The 21,337-nt window shown below is 38.6% G+C and carries 17 protein-coding genes, 2 pseudogenes and 1 riboswitch (1 of these 20 running past the window's edge); of the genes and pseudogenes, 9 read left to right on the forward strand and 10 right to left on the reverse strand.

Going from position 1 to position 21,337, the window contains the following annotated elements:
• Nucleotides 1-476: the 3' portion of an HlyD family secretion protein gene (locus tag MCS_RS04545; RefSeq protein ID WP_004856065.1), read on the forward strand. It extends 622 nt beyond the left edge of the window; the window shows 476 of its 1,098 coding nt (coding positions 623-1,098); its start codon lies off the left edge, out of view; its stop codon occupies nucleotides 474-476.
• A gap of 21 nt (nucleotides 477-497) precedes the next feature.
• Nucleotides 498-2,069 (forward strand): DHA2 family efflux MFS transporter permease subunit, encoded by a 1,572-nt coding sequence (locus tag MCS_RS04550; protein WP_004856066.1) that lies wholly within the window; start codon nucleotides 498-500, stop codon nucleotides 2,067-2,069.
• Between the two features lie 913 nt (nucleotides 2,070-2,982).
• Here MCS_RS04550 and MCS_RS04555 read toward each other — a convergent pair.
• From MCS_RS04555 to trhO, 3 genes are all read right to left on the reverse strand, one after another.
• Complete coding sequence (locus MCS_RS04555) at nucleotides 2,983-3,564, reverse strand: GNAT family N-acetyltransferase (RefSeq protein WP_004856067.1); 582 nt, start codon at nucleotides 3,562-3,564, stop codon at nucleotides 2,983-2,985.
• A 73-nt stretch (nucleotides 3,565-3,637) separates the two neighbouring features.
• A complete protein-coding gene (locus MCS_RS04560; protein WP_004856068.1) occupies nucleotides 3,638-4,771 on the reverse strand; it encodes a type III PLP-dependent enzyme in 1,134 nt (377 codons plus the stop codon).
• Nucleotides 4,772-5,773: 1,002 nt separating this feature from the next.
• A complete protein-coding gene (gene trhO / locus MCS_RS04565) occupies nucleotides 5,774-6,691 on the reverse strand; it encodes an oxygen-dependent tRNA uridine(34) hydroxylase TrhO (protein ID WP_004856069.1) in 918 nt (305 codons plus the stop codon).
• A gap of 164 nt (nucleotides 6,692-6,855) precedes the next feature.
• Between trhO and eda the strand changes: the two are divergent.
• Nucleotides 6,856-7,448: pseudogene (gene eda, locus MCS_RS08115) on the forward strand (bifunctional 4-hydroxy-2-oxoglutarate aldolase/2-dehydro-3-deoxy-phosphogluconate aldolase).
• On the opposite strand, the pseudogene MCS_RS08330 reads toward eda, so the two are convergent.
• The 3 genes and pseudogenes from MCS_RS08330 to alr all read right to left on the reverse strand — a co-directional run.
• A pseudogene (locus MCS_RS08330) lies at nucleotides 7,424-7,535 on the reverse strand (ferredoxin--NADP reductase); the annotation flags it as partial. The pseudogenes eda and MCS_RS08330 sit on opposite strands and share 25 nt — an antisense overlap.
• Before the next feature lie 124 nt (nucleotides 7,536-7,659).
• Nucleotides 7,660-8,490, reverse strand: coding sequence for a ferredoxin--NADP reductase (locus tag MCS_RS04580; protein WP_004856071.1), 831 nt, complete (start codon nucleotides 8,488-8,490; stop codon nucleotides 7,660-7,662).
• A gap of 284 nt (nucleotides 8,491-8,774) precedes the next feature.
• Nucleotides 8,775-9,893, reverse strand: a complete 1,119-nt coding sequence (gene alr, locus MCS_RS04585) for an alanine racemase (RefSeq protein ID WP_004856072.1) — start codon at nucleotides 9,891-9,893, stop codon at nucleotides 8,775-8,777.
• A gap of 576 nt (nucleotides 9,894-10,469) precedes the next feature.
• Between alr and MCS_RS08675 the strand changes: the two genes are divergently transcribed.
• Complete coding sequence (locus tag MCS_RS08675; RefSeq protein ID WP_004856073.1) at nucleotides 10,470-10,988, forward strand: DUF3472 domain-containing protein; 519 nt, start codon at nucleotides 10,470-10,472, stop codon at nucleotides 10,986-10,988.
• Nucleotides 10,943-11,305 (forward strand): hypothetical protein, encoded by a 363-nt coding sequence (locus MCS_RS08680; protein WP_004856074.1) that lies wholly within the window; start codon nucleotides 10,943-10,945, stop codon nucleotides 11,303-11,305. The genes MCS_RS08675 and MCS_RS08680 overlap by 46 nt, the downstream gene beginning before the upstream one ends.
• A 438-nt stretch (nucleotides 11,306-11,743) precedes the next feature.
• Here the strand turns inward: MCS_RS08680 and gcvP are convergent, their stop codons facing one another.
• The 3 genes from gcvP to gcvT are packed head-to-tail and all read right to left on the reverse strand — an operon-like array spanning nucleotide 11,744 to nucleotide 16,034.
• Complete coding sequence (gcvP, locus tag MCS_RS04595; protein WP_004856075.1) at nucleotides 11,744-14,539, reverse strand: aminomethyl-transferring glycine dehydrogenase; 2,796 nt, start codon at nucleotides 14,537-14,539, stop codon at nucleotides 11,744-11,746.
• A 5-nt stretch (nucleotides 14,540-14,544) separates the two neighbouring features.
• Nucleotides 14,545-14,913, reverse strand: coding sequence for a glycine cleavage system protein GcvH (gcvH, locus tag MCS_RS04600; protein WP_004856076.1), 369 nt, complete (start codon nucleotides 14,911-14,913; stop codon nucleotides 14,545-14,547).
• A 5-nt stretch (nucleotides 14,914-14,918) separates the two neighbouring features.
• Nucleotides 14,919-16,034 carry a glycine cleavage system aminomethyltransferase GcvT gene (gcvT, locus tag MCS_RS04605; protein WP_004856077.1) on the reverse strand — a complete coding sequence of 372 codons (1,116 nt, stop codon included), beginning with the start codon at nucleotides 16,032-16,034 and terminating at the stop codon, nucleotides 14,919-14,921.
• A 137-nt stretch (nucleotides 16,035-16,171) separates the two neighbouring features.
• Nucleotides 16,172-16,271, reverse strand: a riboswitch (glycine riboswitch).
• Nucleotides 16,272-16,736: 465 nt separating this feature from the next.
• Between gcvT and MCS_RS04615 the strand changes: the two genes are divergently transcribed.
• The 3 genes from MCS_RS04615 (at nucleotide 16,737) to MCS_RS04625 (ending at nucleotide 19,244) form a co-directional block, all read left to right on the forward strand.
• Entirely contained in the window at nucleotides 16,737-17,399 is a 663-nt protein-coding gene (locus MCS_RS04615) for an LON peptidase substrate-binding domain-containing protein (RefSeq protein ID WP_004856079.1), read from the forward strand.
• Between the two features lie 13 nt (nucleotides 17,400-17,412).
• Nucleotides 17,413-17,619 carry a Trm112 family protein gene (locus MCS_RS04620; protein WP_004856080.1) on the forward strand — a complete coding sequence of 69 codons (207 nt, stop codon included), beginning with the start codon at nucleotides 17,413-17,415 and terminating at the stop codon, nucleotides 17,617-17,619.
• A gap of 593 nt (nucleotides 17,620-18,212) precedes the next feature.
• Complete coding sequence (locus tag MCS_RS04625; protein WP_004856081.1) at nucleotides 18,213-19,244, forward strand: aspartate-semialdehyde dehydrogenase; 1,032 nt, start codon at nucleotides 18,213-18,215, stop codon at nucleotides 19,242-19,244.
• A 95-nt stretch (nucleotides 19,245-19,339) separates the two neighbouring features.
• Here the strand turns inward: MCS_RS04625 and MCS_RS04630 are convergent, their stop codons facing one another.
• Nucleotides 19,340-19,972 carry an SH3 domain-containing protein gene (locus MCS_RS04630; protein WP_004856082.1) on the reverse strand — a complete coding sequence of 211 codons (633 nt, stop codon included), beginning with the start codon at nucleotides 19,970-19,972 and terminating at the stop codon, nucleotides 19,340-19,342.
• Nucleotides 19,973-20,512: 540 nt separating this feature from the next.
• Between MCS_RS04630 and MCS_RS04635 the strand changes: the two genes are divergently transcribed.
• Nucleotides 20,513-21,331: a MetQ/NlpA family ABC transporter substrate-binding protein gene (locus tag MCS_RS04635; protein ID WP_004856083.1), complete on the forward strand. Its 819-nt coding sequence runs from the start codon at nucleotides 20,513-20,515 to the stop codon at nucleotides 21,329-21,331.
• Nucleotides 21,332-21,337: the final 6 nt, after the last annotated feature.

The following is a 21,337-nucleotide window of genomic DNA, read 5'->3' on the forward strand; positions in this document are numbered from 1 at the left end:
CAAAAAGCTTAGAGCTAACACTTGACAAAGCACAACGTGATCTTGATTCGACCATTGTACGAGCCCCATTTGACGGAATCATAGGAAATTTAACAGCAAAAACTGGGGATTTTGTTGTAAACGGTCAACGTCTTGCAGCGTTAGTCCCCATACATGCACTCTATATTGAAGCGAACTATAAAGAGACTCAATTGCAAAATATTCACGCTGGACAAACGGCCTATATTTCTGTTGATGCCTTCAAAAAAGATGTTTTTACAGGAACTGTTCTTTCTATTGCACCTGCAACAGGGGCTGTTTTTTCTCTCCTCCCCCCACAAAATGCTACCGGAAATTTTACGAAAATTGTCCAACGCATTCCTGTACGTATTTCTATTCCTGAAGAAGCATTAAAAAGCGGACGTATCCGAGCGGGAATGAGCGTGTCTGTAGAAATTGATACACGCACAAAACCACAAAATGCCCTTCCCTTATAACAAAAAGCAAATGATCTTGCTATGACATCTTCCAAACCAGAGCCCACACATTCTCAAGAACGCATAGAATTTCACAAAATCGTGGTATTCATTGCTATGGCCTTTGGTATGTTCATGGCAATTTTGGATATTCAAATCGTTTCCTCTTCCTTAGCGGAAATTCAGGCTGGTCTTTCAGCAAGCTCTGAAGAAATTTCATGGGTTCAAACCTCCTATCTCATCGCTGAAGTCATCATGTTGCCCCTTTCTGGATTTTTAGGAAGATTACTTTCAACACGTGTTTTCTTTACCATATCTGCAATTGGATTTACGGTTACCTCTATTTTTTGCGCAACAGCGACATCAATTGAAGAAATGATAGTCTACCGAGCGCTCCAAGGTTTTATTGGTGGTGGAATTATCCCTAGTGTTTTTGTTGCCTCCTATGTGCTTTTTCCTCCTTCCAAACGTCCCATTGTTACCCCTATCGTCGGGCTGGTCGCAACATTAGCCCCTACCATTGGTCCAACCGTGGGAGGCTATATTTGTCATCTCTCATCATGGCATTGGCTCTTTCTCATCAATGTACCCTGCGGGATTATCATCTCAATTCTCGCTTGGAAATTGATTGATTTTGATAAAGCTGATCCCTCTTTAATGAAGAAATTTGATTGGTTAGGCCTTATTTCTATGGCTACTTTCTTGGGAACTTTAGAGTATGTTCTAGAAGAAGGAGCACGTCATGATTGGCTGAGTGATAGGCTGATTCGGGATTTGTTCATTATTATGATTCTTGCTGCAGCCTTATTCTTCTGGCGTGCCTTTACAGCAAAAGAACCCATTGTAGATCTCTCCACTTTTTCTAATTTTAATTTTTCAGCTGCATCCATTTTTTCCTTTGCACTGGGAATAGGTCTTTATGGACTCACATACCTTTATCCTGTCTATTTAAGCCAAATCCGCCATTATGATGCCCTCATGATTGGAGAAACATTGTTTCTTTCAGGATTTGTCATGTTATTAACCGCCCCCCTTGCCGGATTTCTTTCAGCAAGAATGGATGCACGTTTGATGATGGCGATAGGACTTTTTAGCTTTGCAATAGGCACTTGGATGGCGAGCTCTATCACAGATAACTGGGATTTTTGGGAGCTCTTTTGGCCGCAAGTTTTCCGTGGTGCTTCTGTGATGTTATGTATGGTTCCTGTTAATAATATTGCCTTGGGAACACTCCCACCAGAACGAATGCAAAATGCTTCTGGACTCTTTAATCTCACACGGAATCTAGGCGGTGCTGTAGGGCTTGCCATTATCAGCACTCTCATGACAAAACGCACTGACTTCCATTATGAACGAATAGCCGAAACGCTTAACCACGCAAACAGACAAGCAACTGAAATGCTTTCAAAACTTACTTTATTTTTCAAAACAGAAACCTTTGATTCGTATACTCTTGCTCTTTCTCAATTGTTTGGTATAGTACGCATACAAGCAACGATTATGGCTTTTAGTGATATTTTCTTTATCATAACCATTATCTTTGCTATTTTGACATTTATGACCATTTTTCTTAAAAAAATACCACCTCTTGTGGATTCACCACCAAGTCACTAAGCTTAATTAAAATTGAGAAATATTTTTTATCTTTATCACTTTCTTCGCTTCCAAAGTACTCCACACCATAAAGATAAAGCAGCTATTTCTATAAGGTTTTTAATTTATCCTTACAGGGCAAAAAAACCATTCTGTAAGATTCTTGGCACTTCGCTCTTTTGATGCTTACGAGAATATTCATAAAAGATTTATGATTCTTGTGATTTTTATCCACGCACCCCTTTTCTTTATAATGTGTAGGAGAATATTTTTTTGATTCTGAATGAAAAATTTTACATAAGAAAATCATTTTATATTTTTGATACTCTTATGCCAATTGCAAAACGATTTACCCTTATAGCAAAAAAGTAATGATATTTTTTTTCAAAAAAGCTGTTTTTGAACATGTAATTTTATTTTTTACACTCTTTTAAAAAAGCTGATACTTACAATTTTAATTCTACTTCTGCATATTTTTCTTTCTGAAGCCCCTTCTCTTTCAACAAGCGCTAAAATTGTATAAAATTTCTGAAAATGTCTCTTTACTGAATCAATCAAAACCATTCCCTTGCACATAAAAAGCAAAGAGAAAAAACTGTTTAAGAAAAAAGTAAAATATCCAACGGTTTCGATGCAAGATCTACCAACGATATTAAAAATTGAAAAACTATATGATGATACTGGCTTTAAAAGAATACAAGAGCACTCAAAAATCGGGTTTCTTTAATATTATAAAATAGGAAGCTATTTTAAAAATAAGCTTTAAATATATTCTTACTCACTTAACTGAAATTATCAAAAATAAGAAACCAGCCACATAATAAAATCGCAACACAATTCTCCAAAAACTTTGTACCGCTAAATACTTTGGCACTAGTCAAAACAGTATGCTCTCCTCAATGCCAGCTGTTAAAAAACAAAATAAACACTATCTTCAAGCTACTTTATGATGCTGAAAACGATTCGAAACTTCTCGTTCTCCACTAGGAACTAAAGTGCCATAACACCCAGAAAGATAATGTGGTATCAGTTCCAACGCTTGAAAGCGATGCTTTTCATAAGGACCAGGCATTGCCAAATTTTCTGTTAAACTATTTGAAAAACCAAAACGTTGATAAAATTCAAAATCCCCTACCAGCAAAATGGCGCCATATCCCAATTTTTTTGCTGTTTCAATTGCATGGCGGACTAAAATTGATCCTATTCCCATACCAGCACATTCAGATGCAACAGCCAAGGGGCCCAAAAGTAAAGCATGTTGTGTTTTATTTTTTCCTTTAGAAAAAGAAACATGCCAAAGACGGACACTTCCCACAAGCTCTCCAAATGTATTCTTAACAACAAAGGAAAGTCCTTGAGCAGCTAGCCGACCACGTCGTAAAGCCTCTGATGACTTACGCTTACGCCCATGCCCCATGGCTGAATCAAGCAAAATTTCTCGATAAGGCTTATCTGCTTCTTGCTCGGATAAAAGCGTAAAACATGCTCCATCTTTTGTTTGAAAATGAATCTTCATTTTTGCACCACCTTATCATACTTCAGCATCTACCTTAGAAAAAACTGAATACGCCTATAACTAAAAGGATACCTCAGATCACATACGATCGTAAAGGCTCAAAACCGTTAAATGCAACCGATGCATAAGTTGTCGTATAAGCCCCCGTACCACGAATCAACAACTCATCCCCTACCGTAAGAGAAAGAGGAAGCGGATAGGGCGTTTTTTCATACAATACATCCATAGAATCGCATGTAGGCCCCGCTAAAATACAAGGCTCCATTGGCTTATCATCATGGGGTGTCTCAATAGGATAGCGAATAGCTTCATCCATAGTCTCAGCAAGACCATTAAATTTCCCCACATCAAGATAAACCCACCGGACATTATCATTGTCTGCTTTTTTAGATATAAGAATAACTTCCGTGCGAATAACACCAGCATTCCCAACCATTGCCCGTCCTGGTTCAATGATCGTTTCGGGAATACGATTACCAAAATATTTTTTCAATGAATCAAAAACAGCCGTACCATAAGCCTGCGCTGTAGGAACGTCCTTCAAATAACGCGTTGGAAATCCTCCTCCTAAATTCACCAATTTCAACGAAATTCCTTCTTGCTCTAAACGTCTGAAAACAACTGCCGCATCAGACAAAGCACGATCCCACGCGCTAAGATCTGTTTGTTGAGATCCAACATGAAAGGAAACACCATACGCTTGCAAACCTAATTGATGTGCCAAACGAAGTACATCCACTGCCATATCAGGAACACAACCAAATTTGCGTGACAATGGCCACTCTGCACCTTCTCCGTCAGTAAGAACACGACAAAAAACGCGTGCACCAGGAGCAGCACGAGCAATCTTTTCTACTTCTTCAACACAATCAACTGCATAAAGCGAAATGCCCAATGCAAATGCACGTGCAATATCACGCTCTTTTTTAATCGTATTGCCAAAAGAAATACGCTCAGGTGTTGCACCTGCTTTTAAAGCCATTTCAATTTCTGCTACGGAAGCTGCATCAAAAGAAGATCCTAAAGAAGTAAGCAATCGCAAAATTTCAGGTGCTGGATTTGCCTTTATTGCATAAAAAATACGGGACTGTGGAAGAGCTTTTTCAAAATTAAAATAATTTTCACGTACAACGTCAAGGTCAACAACTAAACATGGACCTTCAAAACGATGTGTTGCAAAAAAATCACGAATACGTTGCGTTACCATTTGCAATTCTCCTTGGAGAAAACTCCCCTACTCTACACTCGGACAGCATAGAGCCGCCAACAGCCAAAGGACAAAATACACGCAACGACCAACTTCTTCTGATTATGAAAACAACCAGAAAATAGCGTTACATGCAGCGAAAGAACAGCGCGAAAACCGCGTTATTCCATTTTGTCTGCCTTTTTGATTGGAGCTGAAAAATTACTTCCGCACTGAAGGCAATGAGGTGTGCCTCTATAGTTATCCCAACAATAAATAGCTGGAAGACACCAGAAAGGCCCGCACCGTCGTTGCTTCAAGATGTCCTCATTCCTTCGATTGGTCGTAAGAATGACTGGAGCGGTTAGTTCCAGGTACCGTACCGGTTAATCTCACCATTTGAGAACCAGCGGACACCCACAGGCACGTGCGACTTTGGGCAAGATTGCATATAAGACCAATTCTTATTTATTTCAATCATTTTTTTTATTTTAAACATATTTTAATTTTTTTTAAAAAACAGATGCAAAAAAACAACATTTTCCTCGCACAACTCATCCACCTTTTCGCCTTTAATAACAGCGCCACTATTTTTATGAAATTACAAACTTCATAAAAATAGCCCAACACCATGAAACTGCCAAAATCACAATGTCACTCTAAGAGAATCTCTTTTTTTAACACATCTTCAAATTACTAATACCTCTCCATAATGCAGCTTTTCTTGCGGTTAAGTTCATCAACCAACATATGCAATCCATTCTAAAGCAACTTTTCAATACACGCGACAATCCTGCTATGAGCTAATCTATTGAACAATTTTACGATTTGAAGATGAAGGGTATTTGAAAGAACAAAATATGTCTCATACTGATTTAATATTTAGAAATAAACAACTTTATCTTTACTTTTCAAGTGAAAAAGGTCGACAATGTCTGACCTCACAAGACATTTTTCTGCGAACAGAAAAAATCTCCCTCTTAATAAAAGAAAAACAACAACTTCATACTCTAAAATACGATATTATGACTCTTGATGAACATCAACTGCGCGTAATTTTGATAATTGAAACTGCCTATGACGTTCCCGAAAGCGCTGTCTGTCAGCTTCGGTGCGCACACTATAACAAGCATCACATGAAACACCGTCCTCATAATGGGGCGATAATTTGCTTTCAGCATTGATAGGGGAACGACATGCGCGACATAATTCACGTCCGCATTCTTCAAGACCATGCCCAACAGAAACACGTTCATCAAAAACAAAGCACTCACCCCACCACAAGCTCTTTTCCTTTGGAACTGTCTCTAAATATTTAAGAATTCCGCCTTTTAAATGATACACTTGCTCATAACCCAGTTCACGAACATAAGCTGTTGATTTTTCACACCGAATACCGCCTGTACAAAACATAGCAATTTTCTTTTTCTTTTTTAAGTCAGCTTCATGCTTGAGCACCCATTCAGGAAATTCCCGAAATGTTTTAATCCGCGGATCAATGGCACCTTGAAAGCTCCCAATCGCATATTCATAGTCGTTACGCGTATCAATTAAAATTGTCTCTTCATCTTGAATAAGAGCATTCCAATCTTCAGGATTGACATAAGTACCTACAACTTTTAAGGGGTTAACACCTTCGACTCCCATCGTCACAATCTCTTTTTTCAATCGCACTTTCATACGGGAAAAAGGCATTTTTGATGCCCATGAATATTTAATCTCTGGTGTTTGAAACGCCGGATCAGCTGTAATAAAACCCACCAGTTCCTCAATCGCAACACAAGAACCAGCAACAGTTCCATTAATCCCCTCTTGCGCTAAAAGCAGAGTACCCTTGACACCTCCTGCTTGACATAAATCCAGCAAAGGCTTTTGTAATTGACGATAATGCTTCAAATCTGCAAAACAATAAAGAGCAGCAACTTTAAAATTCTTTTCCATAATCCTGCAATAACGCGCGTTTCATTTAATTTCAAGATCTATTCATCACCTCTTTGTATATTGTACTTAATCAAACTATACTTGTGACATTATCTCCCAAGGGAAAAAGAATATCATGAGCCAAAAAAAATCACCTTTTATCACTCCTTCACGGACAAAGCGTCATACCTATTCTACACATTGATAATCCGCAAAGCGCAGTATCTTTGGCACAAGCTCTTGTTAAAGGAGGATTAAGAACAATTGAAATCACACTGCGAACACCAAAAGCTCTCGATGCAATTAAGGCAATTACACGAGAAGTACCAGAATCGATTGTTGGGGCAGGAACAATTCTTAACAGTCTACACTATAAACAAGTAGAACGAGCAGGAGCAAAGTTTATCATAAGTCCTGGTCTATCAAACGAATTAATTGATTATGCAAAAGACAGTGAAATTCCTCTCTTACCTGGTACATTTCACTCGAAAAAGGCTATTCATATCTTAAATTTTTCCCTTCTGAAGCAGCTGGTGGGATCGCCTTTGTTCAAGCCTTAACATCTCCCTTCTCTGAGATCCATTTTTGTCCAACAGGCGGCATTACACAACATAATGCAGTGCAATGGCTCCAGCTGTCTAACGTTTTTTGTGTTGGTGGCTCTTGGATAGCACCTAAACAACTTATCACAGCAAACGATTGGGATGCGATCAGTGTATTAGCGTACACAACAACACTGCTCAGCTCTTCCCAGACAAAAGCACACTCTACAACATAGGTAGCAGAAGCATTATTTGCTTCCCTCAATAGGCTCAAAATCTTCACACATCCGCGCACAATCCTTCAGCATTGCCATGAAGTCACAAAGCTCTTCTATATCTTCATAAAAATAAACTTTTGCTAAAGGAATTGCTAAAGAAACACCTCATTACTCATTATATGTATAACAGAATAGCACAATATGTATAACAGAATAGCACATCCCCCTCTTATCCTACAAAAGCACGCTCCACAACATAGGTAGCAGGAGCATTGTTTGCACCCTCAACAAGACCAAAGCCTTCACACATCCGCGCACAATCCTTCAGCATTGCCATGGAACCACAAATCATCACCCGATCTTCATCGGGATGAATTTTTGGTAAACCCGTCGTTTCAAAAAAAGCACCACTTTCCATACAAGTCGTAATGCGCCCCATATGCTCAGAAGATTCACGCGTAGTCATAGGATAGAATTTCAATTGTTGTGCATATTCACCAATCAACGGATCTTGTTGTAAAGAAACGACGAGCTCTTTTGCATAAGTGAGTTCATCTCGCATACGGGTTGTTTGAATAAGTACAACCTGAGAAAATTTTTCATAGGTTTCAGGATCACGAATAAGACTTGCAAAAGGAGCAACCCCAGTTCCCGTTGAAAGCAGATAAAGGCGCTTCCCTGGAACAAGAGCATCAAGAACCAATGTGCCAGTAGACTTTTTACGCATCAAAACTGTATCACCAATTTTGATTTTTTGTAGATGTTCAGTCAATGGCCCACCTGGAACCTTAATCGAAAAAAACTCAAGCTGTTCATCCCAAAATGGACTTGCAATCGAATAAGCACGATAAAGTGGCTTTTCTGAATTTGGCAAACCTATCATAACAAATTCACCTGAACGAAAACGGAAACTTTCCGGACGGTTCAAACGAAATTTAAATAAGTGATCTGTATAATGACGCACTTCCTGAACGGTAAGAGCAAACACATTATTAGGAATCGAAAAGCCTGATGCAACATCCTTGATGTTTGACCGAACACTCGTGGAAGACGCACTCATAAAACTCTTCCTTATACCTTTATTGAACATTAAATTAGAATCTTAAAAATGATATAATGCTTGCACCACCATATGCCAATATTTTTCTTGAAATATAAAACTAGAGATTAACACTTTTATATCAAATTAATTGAAAGAGAAAAATTGAAACATTAAACAAATTCAATAGCCTCATTGATTTTAATACGTATGATGGTATTGCTTTTTTTTAGTCTGTATTATTTTTTTGTGTACTGTTAAAAGCCATTGATGGTTTTTATCACTTTTTATTTCTTTAGAGAGTTTTAAATGTAAATGCGTTTATGGCGCTTTCCTAGAGAAGTTAGAATTTCGTGAGGGATGGTATTGGCATCTTTTGATACTTTTTCAAGTGTTTGATGGGGACCAATGAGTTCTACCCAATCGCCTCTTTGAGGTTTTTTATCAAGATCAGTAGTATCAACGATAGTAGAATCCATAGAAATGCGTCCAACAATAGGGAGTTTGTGCCCATTGAAATAAACCGCACCCTTATTTGAAAGAATGCGTGGCCAACCATCTGCATAACCGATAGAAATAGTTGCAAGAGTGCTTGGTCTGCGGGTAATGAAGCTTTCTCCATAACCAATAGGTACTCCTGCGTCAATAAAGCGGCTTTGAAGAATTTGGGCGTCAAGTTTTAAAACAGGTTTAAGGGGTGTTGGGCATTTTCCGTGAGGATCAACACCGTAAAGTGCAATGCCTGGGCGAACAAGATCAAAATAAAAGTTTGAACCGAGAAAAATACCTCCAGAGTTGGCAAATGAGACTTTGCAAGTAGGTAATTGTGCAAGCGCAGTTTTGAGAGCAACCAATTGTGTATAATTGGATGAATGAGTGGCATCATCTCCATTTGCAAGGTGACTGAGAATATATTTTATCTCTGCTTTTGCGAAAATTGCAGGTTGTTTGATAAGTTGTTGTAATTCTTTTTTATCGAGTCCTAATCGGTTCATATTGGTGTCGATTTGAACAATTGCAGGAAATTTTTTATCCTTTTTTTGACAAAGTGTTTGCCAGTTTTCAATTGCATTCCAAGAGTTAAGAACAGGTATGATTCCCGCTCGGGCTATAAGCTCTTCTGTATTGTGTGGAAATCCGTTAAGAAGAGCAATTGTAACATTTGCTGGTAAAATATTTTTTAATTGGAGTGCTTCTTCGATTTGGGCAACAAAAAAAGTATGGCAACCAGCTTGATAAAGAGCAGGGGCAATTTTGTCAGCACCAAGTCCATAGGCATCTGCTTTTACAACTGCTGAACACTCAACTGGAGCAACATGCTGGGCTAAAGTTTTATAATTTGCAACAATGGAACTCACATCGATGGTTGCTACAGTTGTATAAGAAAATAATATATTTTCTTCATCATTAACGGTTTTATTCATTTAAAAATTCTCTTTCGAGTTAGTGAGACATGAGTTTCCTTTTGATTATTTTATATAGATTTCTACGGGATATGAAAAGGATGCGCATACTGTTTGTTATTGTTAAAATCATGAGCAATTTATATATGATCATGTATCATTAAAGTAATCTTTTAATGTTAAAATACTTATTTTGAGTGCAATTAATAGGATGTCTTATTCTCTTTATTTTTCTTTGTTATAGCATGTTTAAACAAAGGCTAATCTGTAGTATTCTATCGTGTTTCATAGTAAAATTAGAAAAGAATTTATGGTCAACAATAAATTACAGTTTCTTTGGAGCAAACGTCTATTATAGAGTTTGATTTTGGTAAAATTAACTTTATCTTCAATGAATTAATGGGAGATTAATTATGAATTACAGAATAAAAAAATATTGTTCGGTTGTTTATTTTTTTTAGTGAGTTCACCAAGTTATATTGTTGTTGCAGATGGGATTGTTCGTGTTCAACATGTGTGGCCTGCTCATTCAGAATTTGATCAATTGTTTTTTTTCCAGCAAATTAGTAGTGATGGCGGAGCAGATTCTCATTATTATTGGGCAAACCAGTTTTTTTTAAAGATGGAGATGGTGGATATATTGATCTACAAAATAGTGGAGGCGTTCATTTTGTTAATTACTCGATCTGGAAGGCTGTAGGTTGGAAGAATGATCACTGTCATTATTTCGATCATGAAGGTTCTGGGGTGCAATGTTGTATCGAAGTGCCGTGGAAAATTCGGCATCAGTACAGATTAGATGTTTCAAAAAATAAAAATTTGGTTACTGGTACTATAACAGACTTAATGGATGGTACAAAAACGATTGTGGGTGTTATTGAAGTTCCCAAAACATTTGGGAAACTTCACAATTCTCTTGGTTTTGTAGAAGAATATTCCCAAGGTAGTAAGCAACTTTCATCTTGTTTTGCTATGGGTATGCAAAGTTTGATTTTTAGAAGCCCTGTGGGTGATAATAAAGTCAAGCAAAGCAAAGCGCTCACACTTACGGAAATTGCAATGATCCTTATGTGGTTCAAACTGCCTGTAATGATGGTGCGTGTATCAATATTGTAAGTAATCTTGGAGGGATCCCGTCACCTCATGCATTTGAAGTTGCTCTTGTCAATGGGAAAGAGTTGAGTGCACAAATTATTTCTGATGCATTGAAAGAAGTTGATTTGATCGTTATCCGTTCCGAAGATGGGTATTGGGCGTCCCATATTTGTTTTCCACAACCTAGTTTATTGAAGTGGAAATCAATTTTTATTGATCATCGAGCGAGTTGCAGCTCATCTGTTCATGTTAATAACAGTGTGACGAAAGTTATTAAGGGAACGCAAGTGATGTATATGTCTGATGGTAATCTCTGGAAAGTGATAAAAACGCATTAAAACCAGTTATTGATAAGCTTTATAATATCGCTAACATTTGTGTTTTATGTATATGTTAAGAGAATAAACATAAATTAAATAGTATTATTATAAGTAATTTGTTGATTGAAAGTTTATTCTGAAACATCATATCTTGCTTTGATAATGATACGAATGACAACGAATATTCTGCGTTGTATTGCGTGTTATCAAATTACTGTTTCATTTTTATGGAGTTGGTTTGCCATGGTTTTGCGATTTTGTTAAAAAGTAATGAGATTATAATAGGATAAACAGAGGTTTTGTTTCTATTATTTTAGAGATTTCAATTATAAGTTTTATGAAGTTAAAGAGTATTTATGTGTTTATCTGCAATACCATCCTATTATTATTAATCATATGGATGTGAAAAAGTCTACACAAATGTATGGGCTTTTTCCATCATATAAACCAATAAATTTAATACGTATTCCGCAATGGCGGACAAGAACAAATGAGCATTCTATCTCCAGCAACATTATCAATACGCGAAACAGGAGGCCAATATTTATTCGCTGGATCAAGATGATGATCTGGAAAAGCAGCTTCTTGTCGTGAATAAGGCCGGGCCCAAGCATCATCTAAAGTATCGGCTAATGTATGTGGAGCATTTACCAAAGGATTATTGTCTTTTGGCCAAATACCTGCACCAACTTTTTTGGCTTCTTCAACAATAGAAAGCAAAGCATCACAAAAACGATCAATTTCTACTTTTGGTTCTGATTCCGTTGGCTCAATCATCAAAGTCCCAGGAACAGGAAAAGACATCGTCGGCGCATGAAAACCGTAATCGATCAAACGTTTTGCAATATCATCAACACTAATGCCGTACTGCTCTTTCAACACACGCGTATCCACAATACATTCGTGAGCAACCCGCCCATGCTTTCCACGATAAAGAATAGAATAAGCCTGTGAAAGACGCGCAGCAATATAATTGGCATTCAAAATCGCTGTTTGTGTCGCATATTTTAAGCCATCAGCCCCCATCATTCGAATATACATCCATGTAATAACAAGAATAGATGCACTTCCATAAGGTGCAGCTGAAACCGCATGCAGTGTCCCTTTCTGTTCATGGCCTGGTAAAAATGGCTTTAAATGCTCTGCTACCCCAATCGGACCAACGCCAGGACCACCACCACCATGGGGAATGGCAAATGTTTTATGAAGGTTCATATGACAAACATCCGCCCCAATATCGGCCGGACGGGCAAGCCCAACAAGTGCATTCAGATTAGCACCATCAAAATAAACTTGTCCGCCATTTTCATGGATAATTGAGCAAATGTCCTTGATGCTTTCCTCATAAACGCCATGCGTTGAAGGATAAGTAATCATTAAAGCTGCTAATTTATCCTTATGCAATTGCGCTTTCATTTTGAGATCATCAATATCAACATCGCCATCGCTCAAGCATTTCACCACAACAACTTCCATACCTGCCATATGAGCTGAAGCTGGATTGGTACCATGTGCCGATGCGGGAATAAGGCAAACTTTGCGTTGATGATCTCCTCGCGATTGGTGATATCGGCGGATCGCCAAAAGCCCCGCATACTCACCTTGAGCACCAGAATTTGGCTGGAAAGAAACTTCCGCAAATCCTGTGATTTCACACAACCACGCATTTAATTGATTAATCATTTCCAAATACCCCACCACATCCTCTTTAGGTGTGAAGGGGTGTATATTGGCTACCATAGGCCAACTCACAGGCATCAATTCAGCTGCCGCATTCAGTTTCATCGTACAAGAACCAAGCGGAATCATTGCCCGATCTAATGCCAAATCCTTATCGGACAAACGACGCAAAAAGCGCATCATGTCTGTCTCTGAGTGAACCGCATGAAAAAACGGCTGTGAAAGAAAAGCAGTATCACGCCCTTTACCCAAAAACCGTAAAGAAACTTGATCAACCAATTGTGCACCAAAAAGCTGTGCCAAAGCACTAGCATCTTCTTCTGTTGACAATTCATCAAAATTGATCGTAATCGTGTCATCATCAAGAATACGAACAAGACGCCCGCCCATTTTCGCTTGGGTAGCAATCTCTTGAGCTCTTCCCTTAACAGAAATACTCACACAATCAAAAAATTTTTCCCCTTCAACATGAACCCCCGCTGCTTCTAAACCAGCAACAAAACGACATGTTAAATGATGAATCCGCTGCGCAATCGCCTGTAAGCCTTGCGGCCCATGCCAAACAGCATAAGCTGTTGCCATATTTGCTAACAAAGCCTGTGCTGTGCAAATATTCGATGTCGCTTTATCGCGCCGAATATGTTGTTCACGCGTTTGTAAAGCTAAGCGAAAACCAACGCGCCCTTTCGTATCAACGGATTGACCAACAATACGCCCTGGAATGAGACGCGTTAAAACCTCGCTTACCGCAAGATAACCAGCATGAGGACCACCAAACCCCATTGGGACCCCATAACGCTGCATAGAGCCAACAACAATATCAGCCCCCCATTGTGCTGGTGGTTCCATAAGAGTAAGGGCCAACGGATCAGCAACAACAATCACCAGCGCTCCTTTTGCTTTTGCCTCTTGAATGACTTCACTGTAGTCATTAAAAGAGCCTTTTGTATCTGGCCAAGATAAAACAATCGCAGCTGTATCAGAAGCAATTTCGCCATTTTGGCTAATCTGAATCCCTTGTGTTTCAGCACGCGTTTTTGCAACACTTAAAGTCTGAGGATGCAAAAGACTCTGAACGGAAATCTTTGTCTTTTTCTCACGGGCAAAGCGTAAAGCCACCGCATTTGCTTCCGCTAAAGCTGTTGCTTCATCAAGAAGTGAAGCAGCCGCAACCGGCAAACCGGTGAGTTCACTCACCAAAGTCTGAAAATAAAACAAAAGTTCTAAACGACCTTGGCTAATTTCTGCTTGATAGGGTGTATAAGCAGTATACCAAGCAGGATTTTCAAAAAGATTGCGCAAAATAACAGGAGGCACATCTGTTCCATGATACCCCTGCCCAATAAAACTTTTGTGCACATGGTTACGCCCCATCATCTTGGAGAGCTCTTCCAAGGCTTGCCCTTCGCTGGCGGCCTTTGGGAGATTAAGTGAACGCCCCAAATGAATAGAGTGCGGAACAGCTTGAGAAACAAGTGTATCAACACAATCAAGCTCTAAAACATCAAGCATTTTTTGTGTTTCATCGGGACGAAGCCCAATATGGCGAGAAAAAAAATGACGCTCTAACATAGCACTCATCCAATCAGTGCTTTATAAGCAGTCTCATCCAACAACCCTTCAAGCTGCGTTGCATCCTGCAATGTCATTTTCCAGAGCCAACCTTCTTTTTCGGCTTTCTGATTTACCAGTTCAGGACTATTTGCCAAAGCTTCGTTAACTTCAACCACTTCACCATCAAGAGGTGCATAAACATCTGAGGCCGCCTTCACCGATTCCACAACAGCAGCAGCATCTCCTTTAGAAAGCTGTGTTCCACTTTGCGGCAAATCAACAAAAACCAAATCACCTAACTGCTCTTGAGCATAACTTGTGATCCCAACAGTAACCACTTCTCCTTCAACACTGAGCCATTCATGATCTTGTGTAAAATAAATTTTAGACATAAAAATTATCCTTTAAAATAACGTTGTTCAACAAAAGGAAGTGAATGGACAGACAATGCAATCTTTTTGCCACGCAACTCCGTAAAAACTTCCGTTCCTTCCATTTTCCAACCAACAGGAACATATCCCATCGCTACAGGACCATCAAAAGAAGGACCAAAACCGCCTGATGTTACTACCCCAATCTGATGACCTTTATCATCGAGAAGCACCGCCCCTGCACGAATGGGTTGGCGTGTTTGTGGTTTTAAACCGACACGACAACGAGAAGGCCCTTTCTGAACAGCTTCAAGAAAAGCCTCCGCCCCATAAAACTGCGCTTTTTCTCGAACACTTTTGGGAACAGCCCATGTCAATGCTGCTTCAATGGGCGTAGTATCAGGAGTAATATCATTGCCATGCAAGCACAACCCAGCTTCCAATCGGAGACTATCGCGCGCGGCAAGACCAACCCACTCCACACGAGGATCGTTCAACAATTTCTCAGCCAACGCATGCGCGTGTCCTATGGGAAGAGCAATTTCAAAACCATCTTCTCCTGTATAACCAGAACGCGTTATAAACCAATCTTGTTGTGGCTCAAATCCTTGCATAAACAACAGTTCATTACCAGGCAATCCAGCATCAGCAATAACAGCTGCCGCTTCTGGTCCTTGGAGAGCAAGCAATACTCTTTCAAGAGCAATGACTTGACATTCAAAACCAACAGCACGCCTCTCAAGTTCAGCAAGATCAGCTTGTGCATTGCCAGCATTCGCAACCAGCATAAAGCGGCATTCTGCCAAACGGGTAATGATAAGGTCATCAAGAATACCAGCCTGCTCATTAAGCAAATAATTATAGCGTGATTGACCAATCTTTAACAATGCCGCATCAATAGGGAGAGCGTATGATAAAAATTCAATGGCCTGTGGTCCTTCAACAGCAATCAATTTCATATGAGAAATATCAAAAAGGCCAGCGTGAGCACGCGTATGAAGATGCTCTTTCATCACCCCAAGTGGATAAGTCAAAGGCATTTGCCAACCAGCAAAAGCACCAAATTTTGCTCCCGCTTTTTCATGCAATTCATGTAAGGGAAGTGTTTTTAAAGATGTTTCAAATTCTTGTAGTGTGCCCATAATATCTCCAAAGTCGCGCTAAAAACCACACGATGTGGCCATCTATGCACCCCTCTGTCACAAACCTGAGAGACTCGCGAAAAGAGCTTTCGCTTACACCTTCGGCGCGGATCATTCCGACTTTCCAGATCTGCCTTTCTCCTTTTACGGTCCTTAGAGCCTGAGAGATTATGGGCTTTTTTCCCCTTCGGCGGCAGGTGCGAAAGTTTGCAGTCTGCACTCTCCCGCAAAAGAATGAAAGAGACAACAACGCTCCTTCCGACATATTTGATCTATAAACGATCTTTTTTACACTGTCATCAGCAAAATAACCAGAATGCCATATTTTTAGGCTTGCATAGCTTATTTTAAAAGATTTATAATGTCTCTCCTTTTTGACCATTATAAAAACTGCAAGGGATGCGTTTCTGTAAATAAGATAAAGGAATCACAACAGCTATTCATAATAGCACTACTTGAAAAAATGTAAATTTTGCAAACAAATAAGGACGAGAGGACTCTGACTCTTTTGCATGATCCAACCATAATTACGGAGTTTTATATCTTCATTTTCTCACAAATATTTCAAGTATTTTATAAAGATGATCTTAACTTACAATGGATAAGTTTTTTTTATTTCTTAATTTTTTTATCTCTCTACAGCATCATAAATTGCAGCAATTTACCTACCAAATTTCATAGAATAAAGGTTATAAAACACTCATGAAAGCTGGCAATATCCACTACAATTGTGAAAATGATCTCCCAAAGCAAATTGCTATTTTCCCCTTAGAAGGTGCCCTCTTGCTACCAGGTGGTTTTTTATCACTCAACATTTTCGAACCAGAAGCGCTCGAAATGGTTGAAAATGTTATGGTGTCCAATCGTCTGTTAGGGATTATTCAACCGCTTTCATCAGATACAAACTGTCGCTCCACACAACTTTACGAAATAGGTTGCATAGGTCGCATCACAAACTACAATGAAACAGGAGATGGGCAACTTTTTATTGTATTACAAGGAATTTGCCGCTTTACCTTAAAACACGAATTGGTGAACGCAAAATCTTATCGGATTGCTGTCATCCAATCAAACACAAAAGACTTACAAGAACCAGATATTTCAGAAAATATTCATCGAGAAAACTTATTAAATACTCTTGAAAAATATCTTACTATCCATGAAATGGACTATAATTGGAACAGTATTATACAGGCACCAACACCTATATTAGTGAATGCTTTTTCAGCTCTTATTCCTTTTACACCAGCAGAAAAACAAGCGTTACTCGAAGCTCCAGATATTGGGAGCCGCGCTCAAACTCTTCTTGCTTTAACCGAACGCTCGCTCATGAAACAAGAAGGGGTACATTACCATTTAAACTAATGAATGTTCAAATATGAAAAAAATGATTACCGATCCCAAAATGCTCGAATTACTTGTTTGCCCTATCACAGGAGGAACGCTCTCTTTGAATCGAGCAACACAAGAATTAATTTCATACAAAGCAAAACTTGCTTATCCTATTCGCGACGGGATTCCCATCATGCTTGCCTCAGAAGCTCGTCCTTTGCTACCCAATGAAAAAACAGAGCGTAAAAAATAAACTATTTTCATTCAATGTTATAGCAAAATTGTCGCAAATTGTTATCGATAAGCGCTCTATTAAGAAAATATCTTTTAGTTTAAGAAACCCTAGAGAGTTTGAGCGCAAAATTAACCACTCCTTATGAGTATCAGCAGTTCTGAGAAATTTTATTATGTCCAAGTCCTATAAACACTAAAAGCAAAAATAATACTAAAAACCATCACGTCAGTGATTTTTATATAAACTTGCAAAAACATGTATAAAAGATGAAATATAAAAAGCTTTGCGCACACAATGCATAACGCAATCGTTTCAAAACTTAAAGATCTTAGAAAACGCAATTGACAGAAGTTAAAAAATTCACTAGATCGAAGCACTGTCAAAGAGTTGTTCATAGAGCTTGCCATAATATTCAAATTTTCCCAACTCTCCAAGATCCAAAATGACAATGCATTCAAAATAATTTGAGCTATGTGCTAGAGGTTTTCATTGTCATACACAAAAATTAAACCTATAAAGCCAACAATATAATTTAACATTTCTTGCCCAATATGCCCTCTCCTAGGTATAGCCTCAAGAGGAAAAGTGGAAAGGAATAGGAGTATGGAAAAATGAGTTTTAAAGTCGCAGTTGTCGGCGCAACCGGAAATGTTGGTCGTGAAATGCTCACAATTTTAGAAGAGCGTGGTTTCCCCGCACATGAAGTAATTCCTTTAGCATCACGCCGATCACTAGGGCAAGATGTTTCTTATGGTGACAAAACTTTAAAAGTAAAAGTGCTTGATACATATGATTTTTCTGACATAGACTTATGCCTTATGTCTGCTGGTGGAAACATTTCAAAAGAATATGCCCCTAAAATTGGTGCTGCTGGTTGTGTGGTTATCGACAATTCATCTACTTGGCGTTATGATACCAATGTTCCGTTGATTGTCCCCGAAGTGAATGCAGAAGCCATTGGGGAATTTTCCAAGCGCAATATTATAGCTAACCCGAATTGTTCAACAATTCAACTTGCTGTAGCATTAAAACCTCTTCATGATGCAGCTATCATTAAACGTGTTGTTGTTTCTACTTATCAATCGGTTTCCGGAGCTGGTAAAGAAGGAATGGATGAATTATTCGAACAATCACGAGCTGTTTTTGTTGCAGATCCAATCTCATTGAAAAAATTTACCAAACGCATTGCCTTTAACGTCATTCCCCATATCGATGTTTTCATGGAAGATGGCTATACTAAAGAAGAATGGAAAATGACAGCTGAGACGAAGAAAATTCTTGATCCCAAGATCAAATTAACAGCTACAGCCGTTCGGGTTCCTGTCTTTATAGGCCATGCTGAAGCTATCAATGTTGAGTTTGAAAAACCACTCAGCGCTCATGAAGCACAAGCTCTGCTACGTGATGCGCCCGGCTGCCAACTTATCGATAAACATGAAGATGGGGGCTATATAACGCCCTATGAATGCGCTGGAGAAGATGCTACTTTTATTAGCCGTGTTCGTGAAGATATCACAGTCGAAAATGGTCTCGCATTCTGGATTGTTGCTGACAATCTAAGAAAGGGAGCAGCATTGAATGCAATTCAAATTGCCGAATTACTCATTTCTCGTAATTTGATAAAACCTAAGTCAACGCGCTAAAGGAAAATGGCAGCATACGGTATGAAGAGAAACAATGCTCCTTATGCTGCCATCCTTTTTCCTATCCTTTCAAGAACAATAAAGTATAGATTTTTTTATCTTGATGGAGCAGGATAAGTCACAATGCGATAGCGCGTTTCATTGCGTTCAAAATTTCTGAAATTAACATCATCGGGGAAAAAAGGGTTATAAGCAGTAACATGTTTTACAGAAACACCTTGTGCCTTTGATGACGGATTAAAAATTGTTCTTTCATCTCTTTTTTTTACACCTGTGGAATCAATAATCATATCTGTTCTGTATAATTTCTGCAGGTGTTGACGTTTTTTTTGAGGCCCTGTAAAAGCTTTAGAGCCTGGAACAGCCGGTTTCATTTTTTCCTTTTGTGCTTTCATCGTAGAATGTGGTTTTACATGCCTATGCGCAAAAGAAATCGTAGGAACATTATTAACACTTAAATAGCGCGCAGGCACCCAACCAACTTTTCCATGATAACGAAGCGAACACCAACTTTTATTAGGGAGGCAGCCATTAATCTGTACTTTTGCTCCAGCTGGAACTGTTGCAATAACTTTATAAGCCGTAGTTGGACCTGTACGTAAAACCGCATGACCTGCTGCTACACGAGCAATTGTTCCAGCAACCGCATGAGAAGCAAACATTCCAAGCCCTGACGATCCTACAACTGACAACAAAATTGTAGTTAATAAAATTTTTTTCTTTAACATTATCTCTTCTTCCTCTCCATAGTGTGAGGGGCAAAATATTTGTCTTTGCAAAGATTTGCCGCGTTTCAGTAAAGTGATGATCCATTCTGTATTATAAAAGACACATCACATTTCGAGAAAAGTGCTCTTACTTTGTCTCTTTGTCTCCTACGGCCCTATACACACGGACTCTTGTCTTGATTGCAAAATTCATCCTACAGATTCCTCTGCTTTCAAGAACATCATCTAATCGTCCACTATCGCAGCCAATTATTACTTAAAGAAGTTTTGAAATTGCCTTTTGTTCCGCAAAAAAATGATTGCAACATAAGAATTTATTTCCTGAATAAGGAAGAATATCCTGCAATAAATATATATAATGTGTTTTGTGTTATAGTATTTGCAAATAACATGCTTATGATGTAAGAGAAATAACTTGTTTTTGAATAAAAATGATTGAATGTTCTATAAAGCTTTTATACTGTCAGGCTTCCTACAAATAGTATAGAGCATATTGAATCCTTCCTCAAAAAAATCCTTGGAAAAGAAAGGCGAAAGCACATGACATTAAAGAAATTATCTTGGAATACCACTATTGGATTACTCCTTTCTCTCTTTGCACTCTTTTTGTCTCCTAGCTTTTCCATGGCAGCAGACAAATCAAAAATCAAACTTGGCGTTATGGAAGGACATGAAGCAACTGTTTGGAAAGTTGCTGCCGAACAAGCCAAAAAATCTGGTTTGGATATTGAGCTCGTTTATTTTTCTGATTACGCTCTTCCTAATGATGCCGTCAATGCAGGAGATATTGATGCAAATGCTTTCCAGCACACACCTTATCTTAACAGTCAAATGGAACAGCGTGGTTACAAACTTTCTGTTGCTGGATATACATTTATTGCCCCAATTGGTGTCTATTCGCACAAAATAAAAGAGTTAAAAGAACTACATGATGGAGCACATGTTGGTATTCCAAACGATCCATCAAATGGTGGAAGAGCCTTACTTCTTCTCAATTCTCTTGGTCTTATTAAATTAAAGGATCCCCACAATATTCTTGCATCTCCACTTGATATTATTGAAAACCCTAAAAATTTGAAAATCCGTGAATTAGATGCTGGTATGTTAGGGCGAGCAATTGATGATTTTGATATTGCAGTTGTAAATACAAACTGGGCTTTGGTCTCTGGATTAAACTTGAGTAAAGATGCGATCGCATGGGAAAAAGCAGAAAATAATCCTTATAATAATATCATTGTTGTACGAACTGCAGAAAAAGATGAGCCGTGGGTTAAAAAATTAGTTACAGCCTACAATAGCGAACCTGTCCGTGCAAAAATCAAAGAAATTTTCGGACCCGCCGCTCAAACATCTTGGTAATTGTTA

Origin of the sequence: Bartonella doshiae NCTC 12862 = ATCC 700133 (genome assembly GCF_000278155.1) — a bacterium.
GTDB classification, from domain to species: domain Bacteria; phylum Pseudomonadota; class Alphaproteobacteria; order Rhizobiales; family Rhizobiaceae; genus Bartonella; species Bartonella doshiae.

What these genes read in the sequence shown, in the direction of transcription:
- MCS_RS04630 (WP_004856082.1), bottom strand. Translation starts at nt 19,972, where the DNA reads ATGTTAAAGAAAAAAATTTTATTAACTACAATTTTGTTGTCAGTTGTA.
- gcvP (WP_004856075.1), bottom strand. Translation starts at nt 14,539, where the DNA reads ATGTTAGAGCGTCATTTTTTTTCTCGCCATATTGGGCTTCGTCCCGAT.
- gcvH (WP_004856076.1), bottom strand. Translation starts at nt 14,913, where the DNA reads ATGTCTAAAATTTATTTTACACAAGATCATGAATGGCTCAGTGTTGAA.
- MCS_RS04625 (WP_004856081.1), top strand. Translation starts at nt 18,213, where the DNA reads ATGAGTTTTAAAGTCGCAGTTGTCGGCGCAACCGGAAATGTTGGTCGT.
- MCS_RS04615 (WP_004856079.1), top strand. Translation starts at nt 16,737, where the DNA reads ATGAAAGCTGGCAATATCCACTACAATTGTGAAAATGATCTCCCAAAG.
- gcvT (WP_004856077.1), bottom strand. Translation starts at nt 16,034, where the DNA reads ATGGGCACACTACAAGAATTTGAAACATCTTTAAAAACACTTCCCTTA.
- MCS_RS04580 (WP_004856071.1), bottom strand. Translation starts at nt 8,490, where the DNA reads ATGAGTGCGTCTTCCACGAGTGTTCGGTCAAACATCAAGGATGTTGCA.
- MCS_RS04550 (WP_004856066.1), top strand. Translation starts at nt 498, where the DNA reads ATGACATCTTCCAAACCAGAGCCCACACATTCTCAAGAACGCATAGAA.
- alr (WP_004856072.1), bottom strand. Translation starts at nt 9,893, where the DNA reads ATGAATAAAACCGTTAATGATGAAGAAAATATATTATTTTCTTATACA.
- MCS_RS04560 (WP_004856068.1), bottom strand. Translation starts at nt 4,771, where the DNA reads ATGGTAACGCAACGTATTCGTGATTTTTTTGCAACACATCGTTTTGAA.
- MCS_RS04620 (WP_004856080.1), top strand. Translation starts at nt 17,413, where the DNA reads ATGAAAAAAATGATTACCGATCCCAAAATGCTCGAATTACTTGTTTGC.
- trhO (WP_004856069.1), bottom strand. Translation starts at nt 6,691, where the DNA reads ATGGAAAAGAATTTTAAAGTTGCTGCTCTTTATTGTTTTGCAGATTTG.
- MCS_RS04555 (WP_004856067.1), bottom strand. Translation starts at nt 3,564, where the DNA reads ATGAAGATTCATTTTCAAACAAAAGATGGAGCATGTTTTACGCTTTTA.
- MCS_RS04635 (WP_004856083.1), top strand. Translation starts at nt 20,513, where the DNA reads ATGACATTAAAGAAATTATCTTGGAATACCACTATTGGATTACTCCTT.